This window comes from Sanguibacter gelidistatuariae, assembly GCF_900096585.1.
Lineage (GTDB): Bacteria > Actinomycetota > Actinomycetes > Actinomycetales > Cellulomonadaceae > Sanguibacter > Sanguibacter gelidistatuariae.
The window spans coordinates 70,562-94,577 of the sequence record NZ_FMYH01000009.1 but is presented as its reverse complement, the minus strand read 5'-3'; the positions used below and the strand labels follow the sequence as shown (position 1 = coordinate 94,577).

Sequence of the window (24,016 nt, the reverse complement as noted above, 5' to 3'; positions counted from 1 at the left end):
CAGCAACAGAACACACCGACACCGACGAACTGAGGACACAGTGAGACCACGGGAAGCCGACGCCGTCGAACGGGAACGCTGGCTCAGCGCAGGGGCGCACATCACGACGATGCTGCTCTCGGGAGCGCCCGAGGAGGACGTCCTCGAGCATATCGTCTCCGTCGCGCGGGAGATCTCCGACGCCGATGCCGCCGCCCTCGTGCTGCCCGGCCTCAAGGGCGAGCTGGTCATGGAGGTCGTCCGCGGCTGGGGCGCGGACCAGCTGCTCGGACTGACCATGCCCCGCACGGGCCTGTCCTGGGCGGCGCTAGAGACCGGGCGCGGACGTCTGGTCCCGTCGTTGCCGATCGCGCGCAATCTCGAGCTCCCACCCATGCGCAAGTACGGCCCGGCCCTCTACGCGCCGATGGGCACACCCGACAAGCCCGTCGGCGTGCTTGTTCTGCTGCGCAAGATCGGTGAGGAATCCTTCATCGGCAAGGACCTGGAGCGAGCATCGACCTTCGCCGACCAGGCCGCGCTCGCGCTCGTGCTGTCCGAGGCGCGCCAGGCCCAGGGCCTGACCAAGCTCGTCGAGGAGCGTGAGCGGATCGCCCGCGACCTGCATGACCTCGCGATCCAGCAGCTCTTCGCGACCGGGATGCAGCTCGAGATGGTCCGCCGGCGAGCGGCCCGCGGGCTCGACAAGGCCGGCCTGATCGCCATCCTCGACGAGGCGCTCGACAACATCGACAACTCCGTGCGGGAGATCCGCTCGATCGTGCACTCCCTGCGTGACCCGGACGCCGCAACCGGGGTCATCGAGCGGTTGCGCCGCGAGGCATCGTTGGCCCGCACCGGGCTCGGCTTCGCGCCCTCCCTCGTCATCTCGCTCAACGACCAGAGCCTGGGCGCGATCGACGACGACGAGGAGACGATCGACCGCCTGATCTCTCAGGCTCTCGCGGACGACATCCTCGCGGTGGTCCGCGAAGGGCTGGCCAACGCGGCCCGCCACGCCCAGGCGTCCTCGGTGTCCGTGCGCGTGACGGTCGCCAGCCTAGACGGCGTCGACCGGTCACCCGGAACCGTCATGGTCGAGGTCGAGGACGACGGCGTCGGGCTCGGTGCGCCGACCGGCCGTAACTCGGGGACGTGGAACGTCTTGGCCCGGGCCCGTCAGCACGGGGGGACCGCGTCGATCGAGAACGCGCCGTCGGGCCGCGGCACCCTGCTGACGTGGACCGCCCCGCTGACCTCCGCGCTGTCGTCGGCCTCGGCAGCCGATCAGGTTCCGGTGCAGTCGGCAGAACCGGCGCGGCCGGCAGGCCCGACATGGAACAGCTGGACCAGCTGACCAGCTGACCAGCTGGCGGTCGCACCGAGGACAGAGAGAAAAGCACCCCGAGCCGATACGGCTCGGGGTGCTTCACTGTCTCAAAGCCTCAGTGCTTGGTGTCCTGGGCCCACGCGTGGTGACGGCGCGCGGCGACCCAGGCGGCGACCTGCGTGCGGCGCTGCAGGCCCATCTTGGCGAGCAATGACGTGATGTGGTTCTTGACGGTCTTCTCCGCGATGCTCAGCCGCTCGGCGATCTCCCGGTTGGAGAGTCCCTCGCCGATCAGGTCGACGACCCGCAGCTCGCTCGGGGTAAGGTCCTCGGTCGGGTCGTCGTGCTCCTTGCGGCGACGCGTGACGGTCCGCTCGTCGAGCAGCACCCGCCCGGCGGCGACGGCCCGCACGACGTCGGCGATCTCGGCCCCGCGCACGCTCTTGAGCACGAAGGCCGCCGCGCCGACCTCGAGGGCTGCCGCCAGTGCGGAGTCGTCGTCGAAGGAGGTCAGGACGATCGCCCGGGTGTTCGGCTGCGTGCGGCGCACGGCGCGCATGAGGTCGATGCCGGTTCCGTCCGGCAGCTGCAGGTCCACGAGCATGACCTGCGGGTGCACCAGCTCGGCGCGGCGGATGCCCTCGGCGACGCTCCCCGCCTCGGCGACGATCCCCATGCCTTCCGACCGGTCGATCACCTCCGCGATACCTCGACGGACGACCTCGTGGTCGTCCACGATCATCACGCTGATCTGTTCGTCGGCTGTCTGACCCTCTAGGCTGTCCACCCCCCCATCCTAGACAATCTCTTGTCTCAGGACGGCTCCGGTCCACCAGATTCGCAACAATGTTTGGCATCGTGGGGGGATGAAGGTTCTCCTGCCCACGTCCCTGCCCCTAGATTTGACCGATCCATCTCCAGATATCACATTTGTCATGTACGACGCTACGTCCCCCGTGCCGGACGAGCACACCGACGCCGAGGTCCTCGTCGTCTGGGGCAACCCTCGGGGGCAGCTCACGGACAGCGCCACGCGGCTCACCCGGCTGCGGTGGATCCAGGCGCTGGCCGCGGGTCCCGACGTGATCCTTGCTGCCGGGTTCGCCCCCGAGGTGCGCGTGACCTCGGGCCGTTCCCTGCACGACGGACCCGTCGCCGAGCACACCCTCGCTCTGGCCCTGACGGCCGTCCGCCGCCTCGACCTCATGCACGACGCGCAACGCTCGGGGCGCTGGGCCCGCGAGCTCGGCGGTGTACAGTCCGCGCGCCCGTCGACCTTTCCCGGCCTGGGCACCCTGAACGGGGCCGAGGTCACGATATGGGGCTTCGGCTCGATCGGTCAGCGCCTCGCCCCGCTGCTCACCGCCCTGGGCGCGAACGTCGTCGGCGTCGCCACCACGCCCGGCACGCGGGCTGGCGTACCGGTCATCGCGGCCGAAGGCCTCCCCGCCCGGCTGGCCGAGACCGACATCCTCATCGGGATCCTGCCGGCCACGCCCGCCACGGCCCACGCGATAAGCGCCGACGTGCTGACCCAGCTGCCCGCCCACGCCTGGGTGATCAACGTCGGGCGCGGGGCGACCCTGGACGAAGATGCCCTCGACCACGCGCTGCGATCAGGCACGCTCGCCGGAGCCGCCCTCGACGTCTTCGACCGCGAGCCCCTGCCCGACGGCTCACTCCTGTGGACCACCCCGAATCTCATCATCACGCCGCACGCGGCCGGCGGACGGCCCCAGGGGGCGGAGGCGCTCATCAAGAAGAACCTGGCCGCCTATCTCGCCGGCGAGCCGCTCCTCAACCTCGTCGAGCGCTGAGCCAGACTCCCGCGGGCCTCAGCGCGAGGGGGTCCGCGGTCGCCGCTGGCAGGTCGGGCAGCTGAAGGCCGACCGGTTCATGAACTCGTCGCGCCGGATCGGTGTGCCACACCGCGGGCACGGCTGCCCCTCCTGGCCGTAGGCGTTGAGCGAACGGTCGAAGTACCCCGAGGCGCCGTTGACGTTGACATAGAGGGCGTCGAAGCTCGTGCCACCCTGGGCGAGCGCCTCACGCATGACCTGCTCGGCGGCAAGGAGCACCTGGGCGACCTGGGCTCGCGTGAGGGCAGCGGTGGGGCGCGCGTAGTGCATCGCGGCGCGCCACAGCGCTTCGTCGGCGTAGATGTTTCCGATGCCCGAGACCACGCTCTGGTCGAGCAGCGCGCGCTTAATCCCCGTCCGACGCCGTCGCACGGCGTCCACGAGCCCCGCCCGACCGGGCGTTCCCTGGGCGAGCGCGGGATCGAGGAGGTCGCGCGCGATGTGCGCAGCGGCGCCGGGGAGGGCGGCCCGCTGCGATCCGGCGCCGCCCGGCAACCCGTCCGGGGTGGGGACGAGCTCGCAGACGCTCAGGTGCCCGAAGGTGCGTTGGTCGACGAAGTCGAGGGCCATCGCGTCGCCGTCCGGGGAGCGCAGCCCGATCCGGACCCGCAGGTGCGGGGAGATCACGTCCAGACCTGCGCCCGTGCGGACCAGGAGCTGACCGGACATGCCCAGATGGCCGAGCAGCGCGTCGTCGGTCCCGTCGAGGGTGAGCCAAAGGTACTTGCCGCGGCGGGCGGCCTCGGACAGCGTCTGTCCGGTGAGCTGGGCGGCGAAGTCCATCGGTCCGCCGGCATGGCGGCGCACGCTGTAGTCGCGGCGCACATCGACCGACTCGACGACTGTGCCCAGCACGTGGCGGGCCAGTCCGTCGCGGACGGTCTCGACCTCGGGAAGCTCGGGCACGTGCTGGTCAGGCGTGCTGGCGCTCGGCCGGACGCGGCTCGCGGGCGATGAGCGTCTCGTATGCCTGCTGGGCGGCGACCTGCTCGGCGTGCTTCTTGGCCGAGCCCTCACCGGTTCCCAGGACCTCGGAGTCGATCGTCACCTGGGAGATGAAGTGGCGTGCATGGTCGGGGCCGCTGGCCTCGCTCGAGTACTCCGGGCTGCCTGCCCCGAGCTCGGCGGCCGCCTCCTGGAGGGAGGTCTTCCAGTCGAGCCCGGCGCCCAGGCCGGCGGCTGTGCTCAGGGTCTCGTCGATCAGCCTGTGCACAAAGTCACGGGCGACCTCGAGGCCGTGGCTGAGGTACACCGCACCGATGAGAGACTCCACGGTGTCGGAGAGGATCGAGTCCTTGTCGAAGCCGCGGGTGCCCGACTCGCCCTTGCCGAGCAAGATGAACTGCCCGAGGTCGAGCTCGCGGGCGACCGCGGCCAGCGCGCGCTGGGATACCGAGGCCGCGCGCATCTTTGCGAGGTCCCCCTCGGGGCGGTCCGGGTGCCTGCGGTACAGCGCCTCGGCCGAGACGAGGCCGAGGACGGCGTCGCCGAGGAACTCGAGGCGTTCGTTCGTGGGGATCCCGCCGGCCTCGTGGGCGAAGGACCGGTGGGTCAGGGAAAGCACAAGAAGCTCGGGGTCCAGATGGACCCCGAGCCTCTTGAGAAGTTCCGTTGCCGGGGAGACCTTGCGTTGCGCTCGTGATCCCACCGGACGTACTCCTTACTGCTGACTCCAGGTGCTAGGAGTCGTGTAGATCAGTTTGCGTGCTCGGTGCGCACTGCTTCGGCGTACTGGCGACCCTTGTAGGTGCCGCACGTCGGGCAGGCAGCGTGCGACAGCTTGTCGCCCTTGCACTGCGGGCACGTGGTGAGGTTTGCAGCGGTAGCCTTCCACTGCGAACGGCGCGCACGGGTATTGCTGCGCGACATCTTGCGCTTCGGAACAGCCACGGCTAGCTCTCTTTCGTCTCGTCGATAATGCTCTGCAAGGCCGACCACCGGGGATCGACTACGTCATGACTGTGCTCAACCTCATCTGCCAGATGCACTCCACAGATGGAGCACAGACCCGGGCAGTCCGGCGAACACAACGGTTGGAATGGTAGTGCAGTGACCACCGAATCCCTAAGCACGGGTTCGAGGTTGATCATATCGTCCTCGAGCTCACGTACGTCTTCTTCTTCGTCGCCGTCATCCTCAGCGGCCTGTGCACGCTCGGGGTAGACGAACAGCTCCTGGATCTGGATGTCGACATCCTCGACAACCTCGTCCAAGCACCGCCCGCACTCACCGATCGCCTGACCGACTATGGATCCGGAGACAAGAACCCCCTCCATCACGGCCTCGACCCTCAGATCAAGGTCAAGATCGCTACCTTCGGGGATGCCGATCACCACAGTTCCGAGATCGGCTGGTGCGGAGACAGTGCGCGTGACCGTACGCATCGAACCGGGATGCCGACTGAGCTCATGGGTATCGAGGACAAGAGGCGAACGAGGATCGAGTGTGATGGGACGCTTCACAGTATTCCGAACGTAGTGATCTCGGTACATGCCGCGACTGGCAGGACCAACAGGTAATGCTACGTCATGGAGGGACGTGCTCCCAATCCGCGGCTGGTAACCAGCCTGGTGACTACTCGAAGGACTCCTCTTCGCGCGGTTCACCAAGCCGCTCGGCGAGCTTGTCGCGGCCGGCGTGCACCTGGGCGAGCACCTTGCCGAGGTCGATCTCGAACTCCGCGAGCCTGCGGTCGCAGTAGTCGTCCGCCTCATGGCGCAGGGTGGCCACGGTCGCCTCGGCGTGGGCGATGAGCTCGCGCGCGTGCACCTCGGCCTGCAGCACGACCTGCTCGGCGTTGACCAGCTCGGCGGCTCGCGCGCGTGCGGTCGCAATGAGGTTCTCCGCCTCCACGTGGGCGTCCTCTAGGACCTGGTCGGCGTCGGAGAGCACCTCGTCCGCGCGGCTCAGCTGCGAGGGCAGCGCGTCACGCAGCTCGTCGATCAGGTCGAGGGCCTCGTTACGGTTGACCAGGACCGATGAGGACATAGGCATCGACCGCGCGCGCTCGATGACATCGGTCAGCGCCTCCAGCAGGGCGGGGACACCAAGGCGTTCACCCTCGACAAACGTCTCGGTCTCGTCGTGGCTGCTCATGACACTCCTTGCTTCGGGGGGTTGCGACTGCCGACCACGGTGCCATCCAGAGCCGCCCGGAGGACGGAAGAAACGCCGTCGGGCACACAATCGTCGATGCTGCCGCCGAACCGGGCGACGTCCTTGACCAAGGACGAGGCGATGTGAGCGAGGGCCGGGTCACCGGGGATGAAGACCGTCTCCACGCCCACGAGGTGGCGGTTCATGAGCGCCATCGGCAGCTCCGCGTCGAAGTCCGCTCCCCCGCGCAGCCCCTTGGCGATCACGGTCGCACCGATCTCGCGGCAGAAGTCGACGAGCAGCCCGGGCACGAGCTCGACCCGGACACCGGGGATGTCGGCGCAGGCGGTCTCGGCGAGCGCGACCCGCTGGTCGGCGTCCAGGAGGGCGGACTTGGACGAGTTCTTCGCCACACCGACGACGACCTCGTCAAAGAGGGCGGCAGCCCGGCGGATGATGTCGAGGTGCCCCAGGGTGATCGGGTCGTACGATCCGGGGCTCACGGCGATGGTCACGCCTTCACGGTAGTGCACAGCCCGGCGCCGGGTGATGATGCATGCATGTCTCGCTCCAGCGCTCCCCCCCCGCCGGCCGGCCCCGACGGCCCAGCCGGCGTCGACGTCGTTGAGCTCACCGACCCCGCGGCGCTCACCGCCCTGCACACCCACGTGCTCGCCCCGTCCTTCCCCCCGGCCGAGCTCTGCAGTCTCGACGAGCTGCTCGAGGGATGCGCGAGCGGGGAGCTGCAGGCGGTGGGCGTGCTCCGCGAGGGGCGAGTCATCGCCGGGGCTGTGGCAAGCGGTACGCCCGGCGGCGTCGTCCTGCTGGCCTACCTCGCGCTCGCCCCGGGGGAACGCGGCGCCGGCGTGGGCGGCGCCCTGCTGGAGGGCGCGTTGGCTCGGTGGGTCGCCACCGTCCGCCCCGCCTACGTCCTCGCCGAGGTCGAGCACCCCGGCCACCACGAAGGGAGCGTCGAGCACGGGGACCCCGCGGCGCGACTGCGCTTCTACGCCCGCCACGGTGCGCGGCTGCTCGCGGTCCCCTACTTCCAGCCCAAGATCGGTCCGCAGGGCACCCGGGTTCCTGCGCTGTTGCTCGTGACGCTCTATGTGGACCCGACCCTCGAGTTCGCCCGCCCGGACGGGTCCGGCGGGGCGGTCACCGAGGTGAGCGCTCCCCCACTGCGGGACTTCCTCGTGGCCTACCTGCGTAGCTCTGAGGGCGCGCTGGGCGAGGACGACGCCGTCCGGTCGTTGCTCGGCGCGGTGTCCGGGGAGAGGGTGGCACTGCTGGGCCCAGGCGAGCTGGACCGGGTCCCGGTCGGCCTGCTCGGACGCGGTGTCTCGCCACCCCCGGGGTCGGCGCGACCCGGGGGAAAGGCGGGCTAGCGTAGGCGCATGGGATTCTTCTCTTCCGCAAAGAAGCGCGTTGAACCGTACGGCCTGCTCAAGCCCGACGCCGAGCACCTGGCGCACCTGCAAGCGCGGGGCGTCGACGTGACCGCCCCGCGCGAGAGCGAGTTCGCGGTCTGCTTCACCACTCAGGATCGCGCCGACGCCGCGTCGTCGGCGCTGCGCGCCGACCGTGTGCGCCACGAGCTCGTCCAGCCCAGTCACGACATCCCCGACTGGACCATCCTGCTCGCGGCCCGCAACCAACCGCTCGTCCCGGACTTCCTCCGCGAGCGCGTGGACCTCTGTCGAGCTCTCGCCGACGCTCATCAGGGCGACTACGAGGGATGGGTCGCACTGCTGACCGAGGAGGAGAAGGCCGCCGGGTAGCGAGGCCTCGGCTGGCTGAATCTCCTCCGGCTCCTCGGGCACTAGGGGGTTACGCTCGAGGTGGCGACGCGATGGGGCTGCGCTTCATGTCCGCCACCTCTGCCTTGATCCGAAGGAGTAGACATGCGGACGAACAGTTTCGGTGCGCGAGGCCAGCTGGCTGTCGGCGACGCAACCTACGACATCTATCGGATCGATCGGGTCGAGGGTTCGCAGCGGCTTCCCTACAGCCTCAAGATCCTGTTGGAGAACCTGTTGCGCAACGAGGACGGGGCGGTTGTCACCGCCGACCAGGTACGCGCGCTGGCAGCGTGGGACCCGGCCGCTGAGCATGGCAGCGAGATCCAGTTCACGCCCGCACGGGTGTTGTTGCAGGACTTCACCGGCGTTCCGTGCGCAGTCGACCTGGTGGCCATGCGCGACGCGATGACGTCGTTCGGTGGGGACCCGACGAAGATCAACCCGCTGGTGCCGGTCGAGCTGGTGATCGACCATTCCGTGATCGTCGACGTGTTCGGGCGACCCGACGCCTTCGAGCGAAACGCGGCCCAGGAGTTCGCCCGCAACCAGGAGCGCTATCAGCTGCTGCGGTGGTCCCAGCAGTCCTTCGACGACTTCCTCGTGGTGCCACCGGACACCGGCATCTGCCACCAGGTCAACCTGGAGTATCTCGCCCGTGTGGTCTTCACCCGCGAGAGCGAGGGCGCCATGGTGGCCTACCCGGACACCCTCGTCGGAACCGACTCACATACACCGATGGTGAACGGGCTGGGGGTCCTCGGCTGGGGTGTCGGCGGGATCGAGGCCGAGGCCGCGATGCTCGGCCAGCCGATGAGCATGCTCATCCCGCAGGTGCTCGGATTTAAGTTGACCGGTGAGCTTCCCGAGGGTGCCACCGCAACCGATCTGGTGCTCACCGTCGCCCAGCTGCTGCGCCAGCGTGGAGTGGTCGGGAAGTTCGTGGAGTTCTACGGACCGGGAGTGGCTAACGTGCCGCTGGCGAACCGAGCCACGCTGGGCAACATGAGCCCCGAGTACGGCTCGACCTGCGCAATCTTTCCCATCGACGACGAGACCCTGTCGTATCTGCGTCTGACTGGCCGCACGCCCGAGCAGATCGCGCTGGTCGAGGCCTACGCGAAGGAGCAGGGGCTCTGGCACGATCCCGCTCACGAGGCACGCTACTCCCAGACCCTGGAACTGGACCTCAGCACCGTCGAGCCATCGATCGCCGGGCCAACGCGTCCCCAAGACCGCATCGCGCTGTCGTCGGTACCCCGAGAGGTCCAGCGGTTGTTGGCGAATCAGCACGGGTCATCGCCGAGCCTAGGGCTCAGTAGTCTCGACAAGGCCTCTGCCGACTCCTTCCCCGCGAGCGACCCGGTCTCGATCAGCAGAGACCATGAGCTCGACGTTCCGCGGGACGCTCCCGTTGCCGACGACGCGCAGGAGTGGCCCTCCCGGCCCACGTCCGTCACCATCGACGGGTGCCAGGCCTCGATCGACAACGGCTCGGTGGTGATCGCGGCGATCACCTCGTGCACCAACACGTCGAATCCGTCGGTGATGATGGCCGCGGGTCTGTTAGCCAAGAAGGCGGTCGAGCGGGGGCTGACGAGCAAACCATGGGTGAAGACCTCACTGGCACCCGGGTCGCGAGTGGTCACTGACTACTACGACGAGTCCGGCCTCACCCCTTATCTCGATGCGCTCGGATTCAACCTCGTGGGCTACGGGTGCACGACCTGCATCGGCAACTCCGGACCTCTCATCCCCCAGGTCAGCGATGCCGTCGGGGAGAACGACCTCACTGTGAGCTCGGTCCTGTCTGGCAACCGCAACTTCGAGGGCAGGATCCACGGCGAGGTGAAGATGAACTTCCTCATGTCGCCGCCGCTCGTCGTCGCATACGCCCTGGCAGGCACGATGCACGTCAATCTCACCTGCGATCCCCTCGGCGACGACGCAGATGGCCAGCCGGTCTATCTGCGTGACATCTGGCCGACCGCCCACGAGGTACGCGTACTCGTCGACGAATACGTCGAAGCACAGATGTTCACGACCGGCTACAGCGACGTCCTCTCCGGCGATGAGAACTGGACCGGGCTGGACATCCCCTCGGGGGACAGGTTCGCCTGGCAGGACAGCTCGACGTACGTACGTTCCCCGCCATTCTTCGATGGCATGCCGCGAGAGCCCGAACCCCTCGAAGACATCGTCGACGCGTGCGTCCTGGTGATGTTGGGCGACTCGGTGACCACCGACCACATCTCTCCTGCCGGCGCCATCACGAAGGACTCGCCCGCGGGTCGCTACCTGATCGAGCACGGAGTCGCTCCCGGTGACTTCAACTCCTATGGATCCAGGCGAGGAAACCACGAGGTCATGATCCGTGGGACCTTCGCCAACATCCGCCTGCGCAACCAGCTCCTTCCCGGGGTAGAAGGCGGGTTCACACGCCATCCGAGCGACGGTAGGCAGACGACGATCTTCGACGCGGCGATGGCCTACGCAGCCGATCGTGTGCCGTTGATCGTCATCGCCGGGGCGGACTATGGCTCTGGCTCCTCGCGCGACTGGGCTGCCAAGGGAACGCTTCTGCTCGGGGTGAAGGCTGTGCTCGCGACCTCGTTCGAGCGGATCCACCGATCCAACCTGATCGGCATGGGGGTGCTGCCGCTCCAGTTCGAGGAAGGTGAGTCAGCACAAAGCCTCGGCCTGACGGGACGCGAATCCTATTCGGTCGCCGGAATGGCGGGAGCCGAGGCTGTCCCTGACCTGGTCACCATCCGTATCCAGGACGACGATGGCCTGAGGGAGGTGTCCGCGAGGGTGCGCATCGATACCCCCGCCGAGGCCGAGTACTTCCGTCACGGAGGCATTCTTCAGCGCGTCTTGCGCACGCTGCTCGATGCCGAGGAACCCACACTCGAACCCCCGGATACCCCGTCGCGATGACCCGTGACTGATAGCCTGGGAGCGTGTATACGGGACTTGTGAATCGATTGCGTCACGCAGTCGAGACGCTCACGCCCGGCTATTTCGCATTCGTCATGGCGACCGGCATCATCTCGATCGGGATGAAGTTCGAGAACTTTCCGACTCTGTCATTCCTCTTGTTAGTCCTCTGCGCGGCGGCATATATCACCTTGCTCGGCTTGACGGCATGGCGGCTCGTTGCCTACCGGAGCGCGATCACAGCCGATTTCCTCGATCCTGCTCGCGCCTTTGGCTTCTTCACCTTCGTCGCCGGTACGAACGTGCTCGGTGTTCGACTCGGCATGGAGGGAAACTACACACCGACCGCGGTGCTCTTGGTCGTGTCCGGCCTCGCATGGCTGCTGCTTGGCTACGTGATCCCCTGGACTGCGGCCTTCGGTCGAGCAGAGCGGCCCCTCGTCGCGACCGCGAACGGCACCTGGTTCATCTGGGTGGTCGCAAGTCAGACGGTCGCCATCGCCGCAGCGACGATCGAGCCGGTCTTCGAGACCGGGCGGCGGGAGCTGGCCCTGCTGGCGGTGATGTCGTGGTCGGTAGGCGTCCTGCTCTATGTCGTCACAGCGATGATTGTCACGTTGCGGTTGATGCAATACAAGTTCGGTCCCGAAGACCTCACGCCCGCGTACTGGGTTGCGATGGGCGCCCTGGCCGTGACAGTGCTGGCCGGTGCGCGCATCGTCGAGATGGCTGATGCCCCGACGGTAGCCGTGACACGCGGACTAGTCGCTGGGCTCGCGGTGGTGTTCTGGGCGTTCGCTACGTGGTTGATACCCGCGCTCGTCGCGGCCGGGTGGTGGCGGCACGTTGTTCGTCGAGTTCCGCTGAGATACGACGCGACGTTGTGGAGCATGGTCTTCCCGCTCGGCATGTACGCCGTCGCCGGCATCTATCTCGGGGAGGCGGACCACCTGCCGATCGTTGCATCGATCGGGAGCGGTGCGCTCTGGATCGCCTTCTGCGTCTGGCTCGTGGTGGCTGCGGCCATGGCCTTCCATGTCGTCCGGACCGTGGTCGTGCGCCACCGCTGACCCGTCCGCACCGACCGCCAAATCCGACGGACGGCAGAACCTATGGCACCCGCTGGCAAAGATGTGATCTACATCACGTCTGTTAGCGTGTAGTCGCAAGGGTGGTTCGGCGCGCTTGTGCACGCGCCGTCGTTGCCTCGGGCTCAGCCGAAGGGGATCTGCATGAGCGACACGATGAACGGCCCGCTGACCGAGGCCTTGATCAAAACCCGGCATTTCTTCACGAAGAACCAGCCCGTCTCCGCGGACGGCCGCACCCTGCTCAAGGCCGGTGGGCGGTCAGGTGATTCTTTCTACCGCGACAGGTGGAGCCACGACAAGGTGGTGCGCTCCACCCACGGAGTGAACTGCACGGGCTCGTGTTCATGGAACGTCTACGTCAAGGACGGGATCATCACCTGGGAGACCCAGGCCGTCGACTATCCGAGCACCGGACCCGACACGCCTGAGTACGAGCCACGAGGCTGCCCCCGCGGGGCGTCGTTCTCGTGGTACACCTACTCGCCCACCCGTACGCGCTATCCCTACATTCGCGGAATCCTGCTCGAGATGTATAGGGAGGCCAAGAGCCGGCTCAAGGATCCCGTCCTCGCCTGGGCCGACATCACCGAAGATCCGGAGCGCTCGGCACGGTACAAGCGCGCCCGTGGCAAGGGCGGTCTAGTCCGGGCATCCTGGGACGAGGCCATCGAGATTGTCGCTGCCGCCCATGTGCACACGATCCGCAAGTGGGGGCCCGACCGGGTCGCAGGATTTTCCCCCATCCCAGCGATGTCGATGGTCTCGCACGCTTCAGGAGCGCGGTTCGTCAACCTCATCGGCGGGTCGATGCTGAGCTTCTACGACTGGTACGCCGATATGCCGGTCGCGTCGCCCCAGATGTTCGGCGACCAGACCGACGTACCCGAATCTGGCGACTGGTGGGATGCAGGCTATCTGATGATCTGGGGCACCAACGTTCCGGTGACCCGCACGCCAGATGCGCACTGGATGGTCGAGGCCCGCTATCGGGGCCAGAAGGTGGTTGTCGTCTCACCAGACTTCTCCGACAGCACCAAGTTTGCCGATGAGTGGCTGCCCGCCGAGCCAGGCACCGACGGCGCACTGGCGATGGCGATGGGGCACGTGATCCTCAAGGAGTTCTACGTCGATCGTCAGACCCCGTACTTCACTGACTACGTCAAGAAATATACGGACCTGCCGTTCTTGGTCACCCTCGACGAGACCACAGACTCCGCTGGGCACACCGTTTTCACCGCGGGCAAGTTCTTGACCGCATCGGACCTCACCGACGAGATAGAGCCCGAGCAGGAGAACGCCGAATTCAAGACCGTGCTGATCGACGCAGCCACCGACAGACCGGTCGTCCCCCCAGGCACCCTGGGCCACCGCTACGGTGAAACAGGTGAGGGCAGGTGGAACCTCGACCTCGGCGACATCGATCCCACCCTGTCACTGATCGATAGTGCGGATGAGCGTGTTGCCATCGACATGCCTCGCTTCGATTCGGATCAGGGCACCATGGGCGTCATCCGCCGCGGTGTACCCGCACGCCGCATGGCTGGCCGACTCGTCACCACGGTATTCGACCTGTTGCTGGCACAGTATGGCGTCGGTCGACCTGGGCTCCCGGGCGTCTGGCCGAGCGGCTACGACGACGCCACCTCTCCCTACACTCCAGCGTGGCAGGCGCGGATCACCGGCGTCACCGCGGAGCAGGCTGAGCGCATCGGTCGTGAGTTCGCCCAGAACGCCGAAGACTCCAAGGGCCGGTCGATGATCCTCATGGGGGCTGGCACGAATCACTGGTTCCACTCGGACACCATCTATCGCACCTTCCTCACGATGACGACCATCACCGGCTGCCAAGGGGTCAACGGAGGCGGTTGGGCGCACTACGTCGGCCAGGAGAAGGTCCGCCCGCTGACCGGTTACACCCAGCTGGCGAACGCCCTGGACTGGAGCCGCCCACCCCGCAACATGGTCCAGACCGCCTATTGGTACCTGCACACCGACCAGTTCCGTTACGACCAGTTCGGCGCCGACACGCTTGCGGCCCAGACCGGTAGAGGCCAGCTGGCCGGCAAGACCACCGCTGACGTGATCGCTCAGTCAGCCCGCTTGGGCTGGATGCCCTCGTATCCCACCTTCGACCGTAACCCGTTGGTGATTTCCGCCCAGGCGCGCGAAGAAGGCAAGACGACCCCGGAGTACGTGGTCGAGGAGTTAAAGGCCGGGCGCCTCAGCTTCGCGGCCGAAGACCCCGACGCGCCGGAGAACTTCCCCCGCGTGCTCTCGCTCTGGCGGTCCAACCTGTTCGGTTCGTCGGCCAAGGGCAACGAATATTTCTACAACCACCTGCTGGGGACGTCTCACACGGTCAGCGCCACGGAGACCCCCGAGAGGCATCGTCCCAAAGACGTCAAGTGGCACGACAAGGCGCCGATCGGCAAGCTCGATCTGATGCTGACGCTCGACTTCCGCATGACGACGTCCACGCTGCTCTCAGACATCGTGTTGCCAGCCGCGACGTGGTACGAAAAGTACGACTTGTCGACGACGGACATGCATCCCTTCGTCAACTCGTTCAACCCGGCGATCTCACCCCCGTGGGAGTCGCGTACGGACTGGGATGCGTGGCAGCAGATCTCGCGGGTCTTCAGCGAGCTCGCTGTGCGCCACCTCGGCAAGCAGACCGACGTGGTCGCCGTGCCGCTGACCCACGACACGCCCGACGCGATGGCATCCCCGCATGGACGCGTTCGCGACTGGAAATACGGTGAATGTGAGCCGATCCCGGGTGTGACGATGCCAAAGATCGTCGAGGTTGAGCGCGACTACACGGCGGTCGGGGACATGATGCGCGCTGTCGGCCCACTCCTGGACACCTTGGGCGCCACGACAAAGGGGGTCACGTACGAGCTCGGTCGCGAGATCGCCGACCTCAAGGCGAAGAACGGTGTCGTCCGGGGCGGGCCGGCCGACGGCCGACCCGACATCCTTCGCGACATCCAGGCATGCGAGATGATTCTGGCCCTCTCCGGAACCACGAACGGGCATCTAGCCACCCAAGGATTCAAGACGCTCGAGAAGCGGACCGGGCGGCTGCTGCACGACCTGGCTTCTGAGCATGAAGGCAAACGCATTACATTTTCCGACACCCAGCGCGGCCCCGTTCCGGTGATCACGTCCCCCGAATGGTCCGGTTCTGAGAGTGGCGGGCGCAGGTACTCGCCGTTCACGATCAATGTGGAGCGGCTCAAACCATGGCACACGCTGACGGGACGGCAACACTTCTACCTCGACCACGACTGGATGACCGAGCTCGGTGAGGGACTGCCGACCTTCCGCCCCCCTCTGGACATGACCGCGCTCTTCGACGAACCTGCAATCGGCGCGACGCCGAGCGACGGCATCTCAGTCCGCTATCTCACGCCCCACAACAAGTGGTCGATCCACTCCGAGTACCAGGACAATCTCTTCATGCTCTCCCTCTTCCGCGGTGGGCCCGGCATCTGGATGAGCCCGCAGGACGCGGAGAAGATCGGTGTGAAGGACAACGAGTGGATTGAAGCAACCAACCGCAACGGAGTGGTCGACGCCCGCGCGATCATCTCCCACCGGATGCCCGAGGGCACGGTGTTCATGTATCACTCACAGGACCGTCTCATCGACATGCCTGTCTCCGAGACGACCGGTCAGCGTGGAGGCAACCACAACTCGCTGACACGACTGATGATCAAGCCCACCCACATGATCGGGGGTTATGCCCAGCAGACGTTCGCCTTCAACTACATGGGCCCCACCGGCAACCAACGCGACGAGGTCACCGTGATTCGGCGTCGCAGCCAGGCGGTGAGGTACTGATGAAGGTCATGGCCCAGATGGCGATGGTGATGAATCTCGACAAATGCATCGGGTGTCACACCTGTTCCGTCACGTGCAAACAGGTATGGACCAACAAGTCGGGAGCCGAACACATCTGGTTCAACAATGTGGAGACCCGGCCCGGACAAGGGTATCCGCGGACCTATGAAGACCAGGATAAATGGAAGGGGGGTTGGACACTAAACAGACGCGGTAAGCTCACGCTCAAAGCTGGTGGTCGGCTCAAGAACCTCGCCACCATCTTCTCTAACCCGCACCTTCCCGGCATCGATGACTACTACGAGCCGTGGACCTATGACTATGAAAACCTGACGACAGCCCCCGCTCAGGAACACCTGCCCGTGGCACGCCCGAAGTCTCTGCTGACCGGCGAAAATACGAAGATCAGATGGTCATCGAACTGGGACGACAACCTTGCCGGCTCGGTCGAGCACGGCCACAACGACCCGATACTCCAACAAATCGGCGACAAGATCAAGTTCGAGTACGAGCAGGCATTCATGTTCTACCTCCCCCGAATCTGCGAGCACTGCCTTAACCCCTCGTGTGTGGCCTCGTGCCCGACGGGGGCAATTTACAAGCGCGAGGAGGACGGGATCGTCTTGGTCGACCAGGACCGTTGCCGCGGCTGGCGACAATGCGTGACCGGATGCCCGTACAAGAAGATGTATTTCAACCACAAGACCGGCAAGGTCGAGAAATGCACATTCTGCTATCCACGTATCGAGCTCGGACAGCCCACCATCTGCTCCGAAACCTGCGTCGGACGACTGCGCTACCTCGGCTTGATGTTCTACGACCAGGATCGCGTTCTGGATGCCGCCTCGACGCCCGACGATCACGGCCTGTACGAAGCTCAGAGAAACGTGTTCCTGGACCCGAGGGACCCCGCGGTCATCCGTGCGGCGCGCCTCGCCGGCATCCCCGAAGACTGGATCGAGGCCGCCCAGCGCTCGCCCATCTGGGCGTTGATCAACGACTATCAGGTAGCTCTGCCGCTGCATCCCGAATACCGCACCATGCCGATGGTCTGGTACATTCCGCCGCTCTCACCGGTCGTGGACGCGGTGAGCGAGACCGGAGAGGATGGCGAGCGCAAGGACAACCTGTTCAACGCGATCGACCGTCTGCGGATCCCGATCGAGTACCTCGCCGGGCTCTTCACCGCGGGAGACGCCGCGCCGGTCGACAAGGTGCTGCGCAAGCTGGCCGCGATGCGCTCCTATATGCGTGACATCAACATGGGCTGGGAAGAGGACGAGTCGATCGCCGCCTCGGTGGGTATGACCGGGCAGGAGATCAAGGACATGTACCGACTCCTCGCTATCGCGAAGTACGAGGAGCGCTACGTCATTCCCCCGGCACACTACGAGGATGCCCACAAGCTCGAGAACATCGCGACCGAGTGCTCGCTCGACGTCGACGGCGGACCAGGGATGGGCGGCATGGACGGATCCTTCGGCACCGACCCTGAGATGGTGAGTGACCCCGGGGTGGGCACGCCCGGCGGCCCTGCACGTCCCGAGGGGTTGCGGATCAACCTGCTCAACTGGGACGGCAAGGGCACCCCGGAGGGGATCTTCCCGACCTCGCACGGGGCACCCAGATCCTCCCTCGACTCCGGCAGCGAGCCGTGATGATGCGCGGCGCTAGTCCCGCATATGCACCGGACCAGCTGACCCGGACATGGCAATCTGCCTCGATCCTGATGGACTACCCCGGCGATGAGCTCTTCGGGCGACTGGATCTTCTGAGCGAGGTCGCCGCCTCGCTACCCGCCAGTCTCGGCTCCGGCCTGCAGTCGACGATTGAGCACCTTCGAGGCCAATCCCTATGGGACTCCCGGAGCGACTACGTCGACACGTTCGACAACCGTCGGCGCGGTTGCCTGTTCCTGACCTACTTCTCCAACGGTGAGACCAGGAAACGGGGTCTGGCCCTGCTGCGGATCAAGCAGGTGTACACCAAGGCGGGGCTGGTCCTCACCGACGATCAGCTCCCTGACCACCTGTGCGTCGTGCTCGAGTTTGCGGCGACGACCGACCAACGTGCCGGCGTCAAGATCATCGTGGACAACCGTGCGGGTCTCGAGCTCCTGCGACTGCACCTCGTCGAGATCGACTCCCCATGGAGGGGTGCGTTGGAATCAGTCTGTGCAACCTTGCCGGCGCTGAAAGGCAAAGACCACGAAGCGGTGGAACGCTTGATCGCGCAGGGGCCCGAAGTAGAAGAAGTTGGACTCAACCCCTATGGGATGCCGGACCTGGCACCGATGCCGGGAGGCACATGATGGATAGCGCGCTCGACACGTTCTTGTGGTTGATCTTCCCCTACATCTGCCTCTCCATCTTCGTCTTGGGTCACATCGTGCGTTACCGCTATGACAAGTTCGGTTGGACGTCGAGGTCCAGCCAGATGTATGAGGACAGCATTCTCCGGTGGGCAAACCCGATGTTTCACTTTGGCATCTTGGCGGTATTCCTCGGTCATGTGATGGGCCTGGGTGTCCCGCAGAGCTGGACCGACAGGGTTGGCCTCTCCGAGGGCGCGTACCACTTCATGGCAGTCACGGTAGGCGCAGTGGCCGGCCTGTTCACGATCGTGGGCCTGATCGGCCTGCTCTATCGACGCCGGTTCACGAAGGCGGTACTCGGCGCGACGACCAAGACGGACAAGGCGATGTATCTCATGCTCACGGTCGTGATCCTGACCGGCCTGATCAACACCGGTTCGGGTGTCGTCGGTGACTATAACTATCGCCAAGGGGTGTCAGTCTGGTTCCGCGGCATCTTCTACTTCAACCCGCAGCCCGAGCTGATGGCTGACGCGCCGCTGAACTTCCAGATCCACGGCTTCTTGGCGATAGCACTGTTTGCCATGTGGCCCTTTACGCGTCTGGTTCACGCATTCACCGCCCCGCTGGGCTATTTCTTCCGCCCCTACATCCTCTATCGCACCCGTGATGATCACGAAGGATCGCGGTCACGTCGACGCGGCTGGGACAAGGTCGACACGATACCGCGTCGCCGATAGGCCACTCATCGCAGTGGCAGTCGCAGCGGGAGCCCGCCGGCCGGTCAGGAGTCCTGCGTCACGGCGGCCACGCGCGCAGTCCCATCCTCGATCGCGCTCTCAGTCGCGCCCTCGGCCTCGCGGTCCGGCTCGGCGTAGTACACCCTGGTGTCGCCGTGCTTCGAGGAGGTGATGAGCCGCCACGTCGCCGGCCACGCGGGTTCTGGGGACCGTGAGGAGCGCTCGACGACCACGACTGCGTCCGGGGTGACGTGGGCCTCGAGGCCAGCGAGCACCTCGGCGACGTCGGCGTCGCTCGCGTCATAGGGCGGGTCGAGGAACACGAGGTCCCACACCGTCGTGCCCGTGACCGTTCCCCGGACGAACCGTTCGACCGTGTCGGTGACGACACGCACCCCGGGCAGTCCTAGCGCGTCGACATTGCGCGCGCAGACCTGGGCTGCCTCCGCGGCGGCTTCCACGAGGACCACCTCGACAGCCCCCCGGCTAGCCGCCTCGAGCCCGAGGGCCCCCGAGCCCGCGTACAGGTCGAGGACCCGCGCGCCGTTGAGCACGCCGTAGTGCATAAGGCGGGAAAACATCGCCTCCCGCACCTTGTCGCTCGTGGGCCGAGTACCCCGCGGGGGTACCTCGAGACTTCTGCCACCTACGCTGCCAGCCACGATCCTCGTCACGAGGCCAGCCTACCGACACCGGCGGCGCTCACGTTCGCTCGAGGAAGTCGGCCCGCTCCCCCGGCAGCCGCTCGGCGATCGCCTCGCGCAGCACTGGGTAGCCGGTCAGCTCCGGGTCGACCGAGACGATCTCGGCCGCGTCCTCCCGGGCCTCGCCGATCACCTTGGCGTCGTGCACCACCCGCAGCAGCCTCAGTGAGCTCGCCGTCCCGGACTGCGCCACGCCGAGCACGTCACCCTCCCGGCGCAGCGAGATGTCCGCGGCCGCAAGCTCGAAGCCGTCCGACGTGCCGGCCAGGGTCGCCAACCGCTGGCTCGCGGGCGACGCTCGGGCGAACTCTTCCTTCGTCGCGCTCACCGGGAGCAGCTCCTCCGCCGCGATCGCCGAGACCAGCAGGCAGATGCCCGCATGCGCGCCACGCCCGACGCGGCCGCGCAGCTGGTGCAGCTGAGACAGGCCGAACCGGTCGGCGTCCAGGACGACCATCGCCGTCGCCCGCGGGACGTCGACTCCGACCTCGATCACCGTCGTGGAGACGAGCAGGTCGATCTCGCCGGCCGTGAAGGCCGCCATCGTCGCCTCCTTCTCCGCCGGGGGCAGCTGCCCGTGCAGGACGCCGATCCGGACGCCCGCGAGCGCGGGCAGCCCGCGCAGCTCGTCGGCCACCCCGTACACCGCTCGCAGGGGGCGCCGGGGACGCTCCTGCGCATCCGAGCCGGCCCCGCCGTCGATCCCGTCCTCCCCCTCCAGGGCGGACCCGTCGAGGTCGTCGTCGTCGGGCCCGGCGCCTGGCTCATCGGCCGTGATGCGGGCGCACACGACGTAGGCCTGACGCCCCGAGGCGATCTCGTCGCGCACCCGGGACCAGGTGCGGGCCATCCACGCAGGCTTCTCGGCGGGCACCACGTGGGTCACCACCCCCGCTCGACCGGCCGGGATCTCGCGCAGGATCGACGTCTCCAGGTCGCCGAAGACCGTCATTGCCACCGTCCGCGGGATCGGGGTGGCCGTCATGACCAGCATGTGCGGAACCTTCGTGGCCTTCGCCCGCAGTGCGTCCCGCTGTTCGACGCCGAAGCGGTGCTGCTCGTCGACGACCACGAGCCCGAGCTCGGCGAACTGCACCCCGGCGCTGAGCAGCGCGTGCGTGCCGACCACGATCCCGGCGGCGCCGCTCGCGGCGTCGAGCAGGTTCTGCTTCTTGGCCTTGGCGTTCTGGGACCCGGTCAGCAGCGCGACCCGCGTGCCGTGCGAAGACCCACCGAGCAGCCCGCCCGCGGCTAGGTCGCCGAGCAGCGCGGTGAGCGTGCGCGCGTGCTGGGCGGCGAGCACCTCGGTCGGGGCAAGCAGCGCGGCCTGGCCTCCGGCGTCGACCACCTGGAGCATGGCCCGCAGCGCCACGACCGTCTTGCCCGACCCGACCTCGCCCTGCAGCAGGCGCTGCATCGGTCGGGTCGTGGCGAGGTCCCCCGCGATCTCCTGCCCGACGGCGCGCTGCCCGGCGGTGAGCGTGAAGGGCAGCGAGGCGTCGAAGTCGTGCAGCAGGCTCGGCAGGTCACCGTCGGCGAGCAGCAGCGGGCGCGAGACCGCCTCGAGCTGGGCTGCCCGGGACCTGCGCTGGGCGAGGGCGACCTGGAGGACGAAGGCTTCCTCGTAGCGCAGCCTCTTGGTCCCGCGCGCGACCTGTTCCTTGTCCTGCGGCTGGTGGATGTCCAAGAACGCCTGGTGCAGGTCGACGAGGTGGCGACGCCGACGGACCTCCTCGGGGATCGGGTCCGGGACATCCTGGGCCGTCAGCGGGTCCAGGACGACCGACACGCACTGGGCGATCTTCCACGAGGCGATCGAGGCGTTCGCCGGGTAGATCGGGATGATCCGGCTGGCCTTGGCCCGGGCCGTCTCCTCGTTCTCGGTGTCCACCCCGACGAAGAAGTAGTCCGGGTGGGTCAGCTGACGTACCTCGCGGTACTCCGAGACGATGCCGGTGAAGAGCCCCGTGAGCCCGGGACGCAGCTTGAACTCGTGGCCGTGCAACGCACCCTTCGACTTCCCGAAGAACGTCAGGGACAGCTTGTGCTCGCCGTCGGTCACGACGGCCTGGAGCATGGCCCCGCCACGGGAGGCCATCGTGCGCACCGTGGCGCTCACGACTCGCGCCATGACCGTCACGTGCTCACCGACCACGAGGCTGGACAGGTCCGTCATCGTCCCCGGCTCGCCGTAGCGACGCGGGTAGTACCGCAACAGGTCGCCGACGGTCCCCAGGCCCAGCTTGGCGAATCCTGCCTTCTTCTTGCTCTCTCCAAGCACCTTCGCGAGCGGCTCCTGCAGGCGCGCCACCCCGGTTCCGCGCCAGGGCTCGACGCCGGTCCCGGCCTCCGGGTGACCGTCTGTGATGACGATCACCTCCGGGCGGTGAGTCTCCTGGTGTCCCGTCACTGCTCGTCCACTCCCATCACGAGGGACGCCGAGCGGCGTCCCGAGGACAGCACGACGATCTCGATCCCCGGGCATCGTCGTGCGGCTGCTACCGCGAGGTCGTCGGTGACCTGGACGGGGACCAGGTCACCGACCAGCATCGTGAGCACCGCGGCCGGGCCGTCGCGCACGTCGGCGAGGATCTCCGCGAGCCCGGCGCGGAGCGCTGCCGGGTCGGAGCCGTCGACCGTGACGGCCCGCACCGCCAGGACGGCCGTGCGCATGCCGGCAAGCCGGAGCGAGGGCGCGGGTACGGGTACGGGTACGGGTACGGGTACGGCAGCGCCGCCCGTGTCCGGCTCCCCCGCGCCCGGCCCCTGCGAGGTCGCCCACGCCGACATCGCCGCGACCACATGCAGATCGCTCACGCTCTCCACGACGTCCATCCCCGGCAACAGCCCATGCCCTGGAAGCACCGACCCGGCCAGCTCGAGGGCCTGCCGGACGGTGCTCGCATCGGCTGGCACCAGCGTGACGCGCGCGGCCGTGGTCTCCAGCGCACCGCGACGGAGATCGTCGCGACCGATCGGCGCCGTCCCCCGCAGCACCACGACCGCCCCGCTGCGCGCGAGATCGGTCACGAGACCGGGCGAGGCGATGCATGCCACGACGCCGTGCGGCGGCTGCGCGCCATGAGCGCGCGCTGCGACCTGGTTCGGCAGGCTACGGACCACGATCTGGCGCTGGCTCCAGCCGTCGGCGACGCGCAGAGCCGCGAGCGGATGGTCGGTGTGCACGTGCACCTGCCACGTCCCGTTCGTCTCGGCGCTCTCGGCAGCAGCGGACTCGTCCGCGCCGCCGACCACCACGACGGAGTCCCCGACCTGGATCAGCCTCTCGCGCAGGGTCGAAGCGATCGTGTCGATCTCCTGCCGATCTGCTCCCACGTGCCCGACGACGAACATCACCTCGAACTCGCCGTCCGACGCCGTGTGGTCGGCCTGGGCGACGCCGGCATGGGCATGGGCCACCTGGGCATCGGCGGGGTGCGTGACGGCGTCGGCCACGGCGAGCGAGTCCATGATCGTGATCCTGCCTGCCGCCTCTGACACCACCGACGCTGAGGCCGCGTCGAGGCTGAGCCCCAGCGCGTCGAGGATGAGCACCAGGCCGTAGGCGCCGGCGTCGAGCACACCGGCCGCGGCGAGCACGTCGAGCTCCTTGACGCTGCGCTCGAGCGCAACCTGGGCGCCTGCCCGGGCCACGTCGACGACATGGTGCAGCCCCACGACCGGGGAGGGCGCTCCCGGCGCCACCCGAGCCGAGTGCGCTTCGAGCGCGTGGGCGGCCGCGCGGGCGGCGCCGGTCGCCGCAGTGAGGATCGTGCCCTCCCGGGGGCGACCGACGGCGTCATAGGCGCAACGCGAGGCCTCGACGAGGCCGGCCACGACGGCAGCAGCGCTGGCGCCCCCCGCCCCCGCACGGCCGGCGATCCCGAGCGCGAAGCCGCGCAGGTACTCGCTGAGGATGATCCCGGAGTTGCCGCGCGCACCCATCAGGGCGCCGCGGGCGAGCGCGCGCAGCGCCTCGTCGAGACCAGCCGTGGCTCCGAGCGCGTCTAGGGCGTCCCGTCCGTCACCGAGCGTGAGGCACAGGTTGGTCCCGGTGTCGGAGTCCGCGACCGGGAACACGTTTGCCTCGTTGATCACCGGGCGGGCCGCGGTGAGCAACTCCATCGCGAGAACCACCCACGTCCGCACGACCGCGACCGTCAGGAGGTCGCCTCCTCCCTCTGATGACACGTCGTCGCTCGTCGTCACACCTCTCCCATCGCCTGCCTTCAACCTCACATGATGACGCACACGGGCCGCCGGGGTGCATCGGGCGGCCCGCGAGGGACCGCTCGGACCGGCCAACGACCTCCCCGGG

General features: G+C 67.5%; 20 protein-coding genes. 10 read left to right on the top strand and 10 right to left on the bottom strand.

The window, feature by feature from the left end:
• The first annotated feature begins 40 nt into the window (after positions 1 to 40).
• Positions 41 to 1,336, top strand: a complete 1,296-nt coding sequence (locus BLQ50_RS16680; protein ID WP_093186166.1) for a sensor histidine kinase — start codon at positions 41 to 43, stop codon at positions 1,334 to 1,336.
• Between the two features lie 88 nt (positions 1,337 to 1,424).
• On the opposite strand, the gene BLQ50_RS16675 is transcribed toward BLQ50_RS16680, so the two are convergent.
• Entirely contained in the window at positions 1,425 to 2,051 is a 627-nt protein-coding gene (locus BLQ50_RS16675) for a response regulator (RefSeq protein ID WP_093186249.1), read from the bottom strand.
• 193 nt (positions 2,052 to 2,244) lie between these two features.
• Here BLQ50_RS16675 and BLQ50_RS16670 point away from each other — a divergent pair, with 193 nt between their 5' ends.
• A complete protein-coding gene (locus tag BLQ50_RS16670; protein ID WP_342672068.1) occupies positions 2,245 to 3,126 on the top strand; it encodes an NAD(P)-dependent oxidoreductase in 882 nt (293 codons plus the stop codon).
• 18 nt (positions 3,127 to 3,144) lie between these two features.
• Here the strand turns inward: BLQ50_RS16670 and mutM are convergent, their stop codons facing one another.
• The 6 genes from mutM to coaD all read right to left on the bottom strand — a co-directional run bounded on the left by mutM (position 3,145) and on the right by coaD (position 6,779).
• Positions 3,145 to 4,074 (bottom strand): bifunctional DNA-formamidopyrimidine glycosylase/DNA-(apurinic or apyrimidinic site) lyase, encoded by a 930-nt coding sequence (mutM, locus tag BLQ50_RS16665; protein WP_093186160.1) that lies wholly within the window; start codon positions 4,072 to 4,074, stop codon positions 3,145 to 3,147.
• A 7-nt stretch (positions 4,075 to 4,081) separates the two neighbouring features.
• Positions 4,082 to 4,816, bottom strand: a complete 735-nt coding sequence (gene rnc, locus BLQ50_RS16660) for a ribonuclease III (protein ID WP_093186157.1) — start codon at positions 4,814 to 4,816, stop codon at positions 4,082 to 4,084.
• A 47-nt stretch (positions 4,817 to 4,863) separates the two neighbouring features.
• Positions 4,864 to 5,058 (bottom strand): 50S ribosomal protein L32, encoded by a 195-nt coding sequence (gene rpmF, locus BLQ50_RS16655; protein ID WP_093186154.1) that lies wholly within the window; start codon positions 5,056 to 5,058, stop codon positions 4,864 to 4,866.
• A 2-nt stretch (positions 5,059 to 5,060) separates the two neighbouring features.
• Positions 5,061 to 5,630 (bottom strand): YceD family protein, encoded by a 570-nt coding sequence (locus BLQ50_RS16650; RefSeq protein ID WP_093186246.1) that lies wholly within the window; start codon positions 5,628 to 5,630, stop codon positions 5,061 to 5,063.
• Between the two features lie 112 nt (positions 5,631 to 5,742).
• Positions 5,743 to 6,264, bottom strand: coding sequence for an ATP synthase subunit B family protein (locus BLQ50_RS16645; RefSeq protein WP_093186151.1), 522 nt, complete (start codon positions 6,262 to 6,264; stop codon positions 5,743 to 5,745).
• Positions 6,261 to 6,779 (bottom strand): pantetheine-phosphate adenylyltransferase, encoded by a 519-nt coding sequence (gene coaD / locus BLQ50_RS16640; RefSeq protein ID WP_093186244.1) that lies wholly within the window; start codon positions 6,777 to 6,779, stop codon positions 6,261 to 6,263. The genes BLQ50_RS16645 and coaD overlap by 4 nt, the downstream gene beginning before the upstream one ends.
• Before the next feature lie 45 nt (positions 6,780 to 6,824).
• Here coaD and BLQ50_RS16635 point away from each other — a divergent pair, with 45 nt between their 5' ends.
• The 8 genes from BLQ50_RS16635 (at position 6,825) to narI (ending at position 18,994) form a co-directional block, all read left to right on the top strand.
• A complete protein-coding gene (locus BLQ50_RS16635) occupies positions 6,825 to 7,652 on the top strand; it encodes a GNAT family protein (protein WP_093186149.1) in 828 nt (275 codons plus the stop codon).
• A 9-nt stretch (positions 7,653 to 7,661) separates the two neighbouring features.
• Positions 7,662 to 8,045, top strand: a complete 384-nt coding sequence (locus tag BLQ50_RS16630; RefSeq protein ID WP_093186146.1) for a ribonuclease E inhibitor RraB — start codon at positions 7,662 to 7,664, stop codon at positions 8,043 to 8,045.
• 123 nt (positions 8,046 to 8,168) lie between these two features.
• Complete coding sequence (acnA, locus tag BLQ50_RS16625; RefSeq protein ID WP_093186143.1) at positions 8,169 to 11,003, top strand: aconitate hydratase; 2,835 nt, start codon at positions 8,169 to 8,171, stop codon at positions 11,001 to 11,003.
• Between the two features lie 23 nt (positions 11,004 to 11,026).
• Positions 11,027 to 12,073: a tellurite resistance/C4-dicarboxylate transporter family protein gene (locus tag BLQ50_RS16620; RefSeq protein WP_245701329.1), complete on the top strand. Its 1,047-nt coding sequence runs from the start codon at positions 11,027 to 11,029 to the stop codon at positions 12,071 to 12,073.
• 162 nt (positions 12,074 to 12,235) lie between these two features.
• Positions 12,236 to 15,940 (top strand): nitrate reductase subunit alpha, encoded by a 3,705-nt coding sequence (locus BLQ50_RS16615; protein WP_093186140.1) that lies wholly within the window; start codon positions 12,236 to 12,238, stop codon positions 15,938 to 15,940.
• Entirely contained in the window at positions 15,940 to 17,598 is a 1,659-nt protein-coding gene (gene narH / locus BLQ50_RS16610) for a nitrate reductase subunit beta (RefSeq protein ID WP_093186137.1), read from the top strand. The genes BLQ50_RS16615 and narH overlap by 1 nt, the downstream gene beginning before the upstream one ends.
• A 71-nt stretch (positions 17,599 to 17,669) precedes the next feature.
• Positions 17,670 to 18,251, top strand: coding sequence for a nitrate reductase molybdenum cofactor assembly chaperone (gene narJ, locus BLQ50_RS16605; RefSeq protein WP_245701328.1), 582 nt, complete (start codon positions 17,670 to 17,672; stop codon positions 18,249 to 18,251).
• Positions 18,251 to 18,994 (top strand): respiratory nitrate reductase subunit gamma, encoded by a 744-nt coding sequence (narI, locus tag BLQ50_RS16600; protein ID WP_217629196.1) that lies wholly within the window; start codon positions 18,251 to 18,253, stop codon positions 18,992 to 18,994. Before narJ ends, narI begins: the two co-directional genes overlap by 1 nt.
• Positions 18,995 to 19,038: 44 nt before the next feature.
• On the opposite strand, the gene rsmD is transcribed toward narI, so the two are convergent.
• The 3 genes from rsmD to BLQ50_RS16585 all read right to left on the bottom strand — a co-directional run bounded on the left by rsmD (position 19,039) and on the right by BLQ50_RS16585 (position 23,889).
• Positions 19,039 to 19,656 (bottom strand): 16S rRNA (guanine(966)-N(2))-methyltransferase RsmD, encoded by a 618-nt coding sequence (gene rsmD / locus BLQ50_RS16595; RefSeq protein ID WP_342672069.1) that lies wholly within the window; start codon positions 19,654 to 19,656, stop codon positions 19,039 to 19,041.
• 40 nt (positions 19,657 to 19,696) lie between these two features.
• A complete protein-coding gene (locus tag BLQ50_RS16590) occupies positions 19,697 to 22,009 on the bottom strand; it encodes an ATP-dependent DNA helicase RecG (protein WP_425424111.1) in 2,313 nt (770 codons plus the stop codon).
• A gap of 95 nt (positions 22,010 to 22,104) precedes the next feature.
• The gene (locus tag BLQ50_RS16585) at positions 22,105 to 23,889 is read right to left on the bottom strand and encodes a DAK2 domain-containing protein (protein ID WP_139185861.1); all 1,785 of its coding nucleotides are present in this window, start codon (positions 23,887 to 23,889) and stop codon (positions 22,105 to 22,107) included.
• Positions 23,890 to 24,016 lie beyond the last annotated feature (127 nt).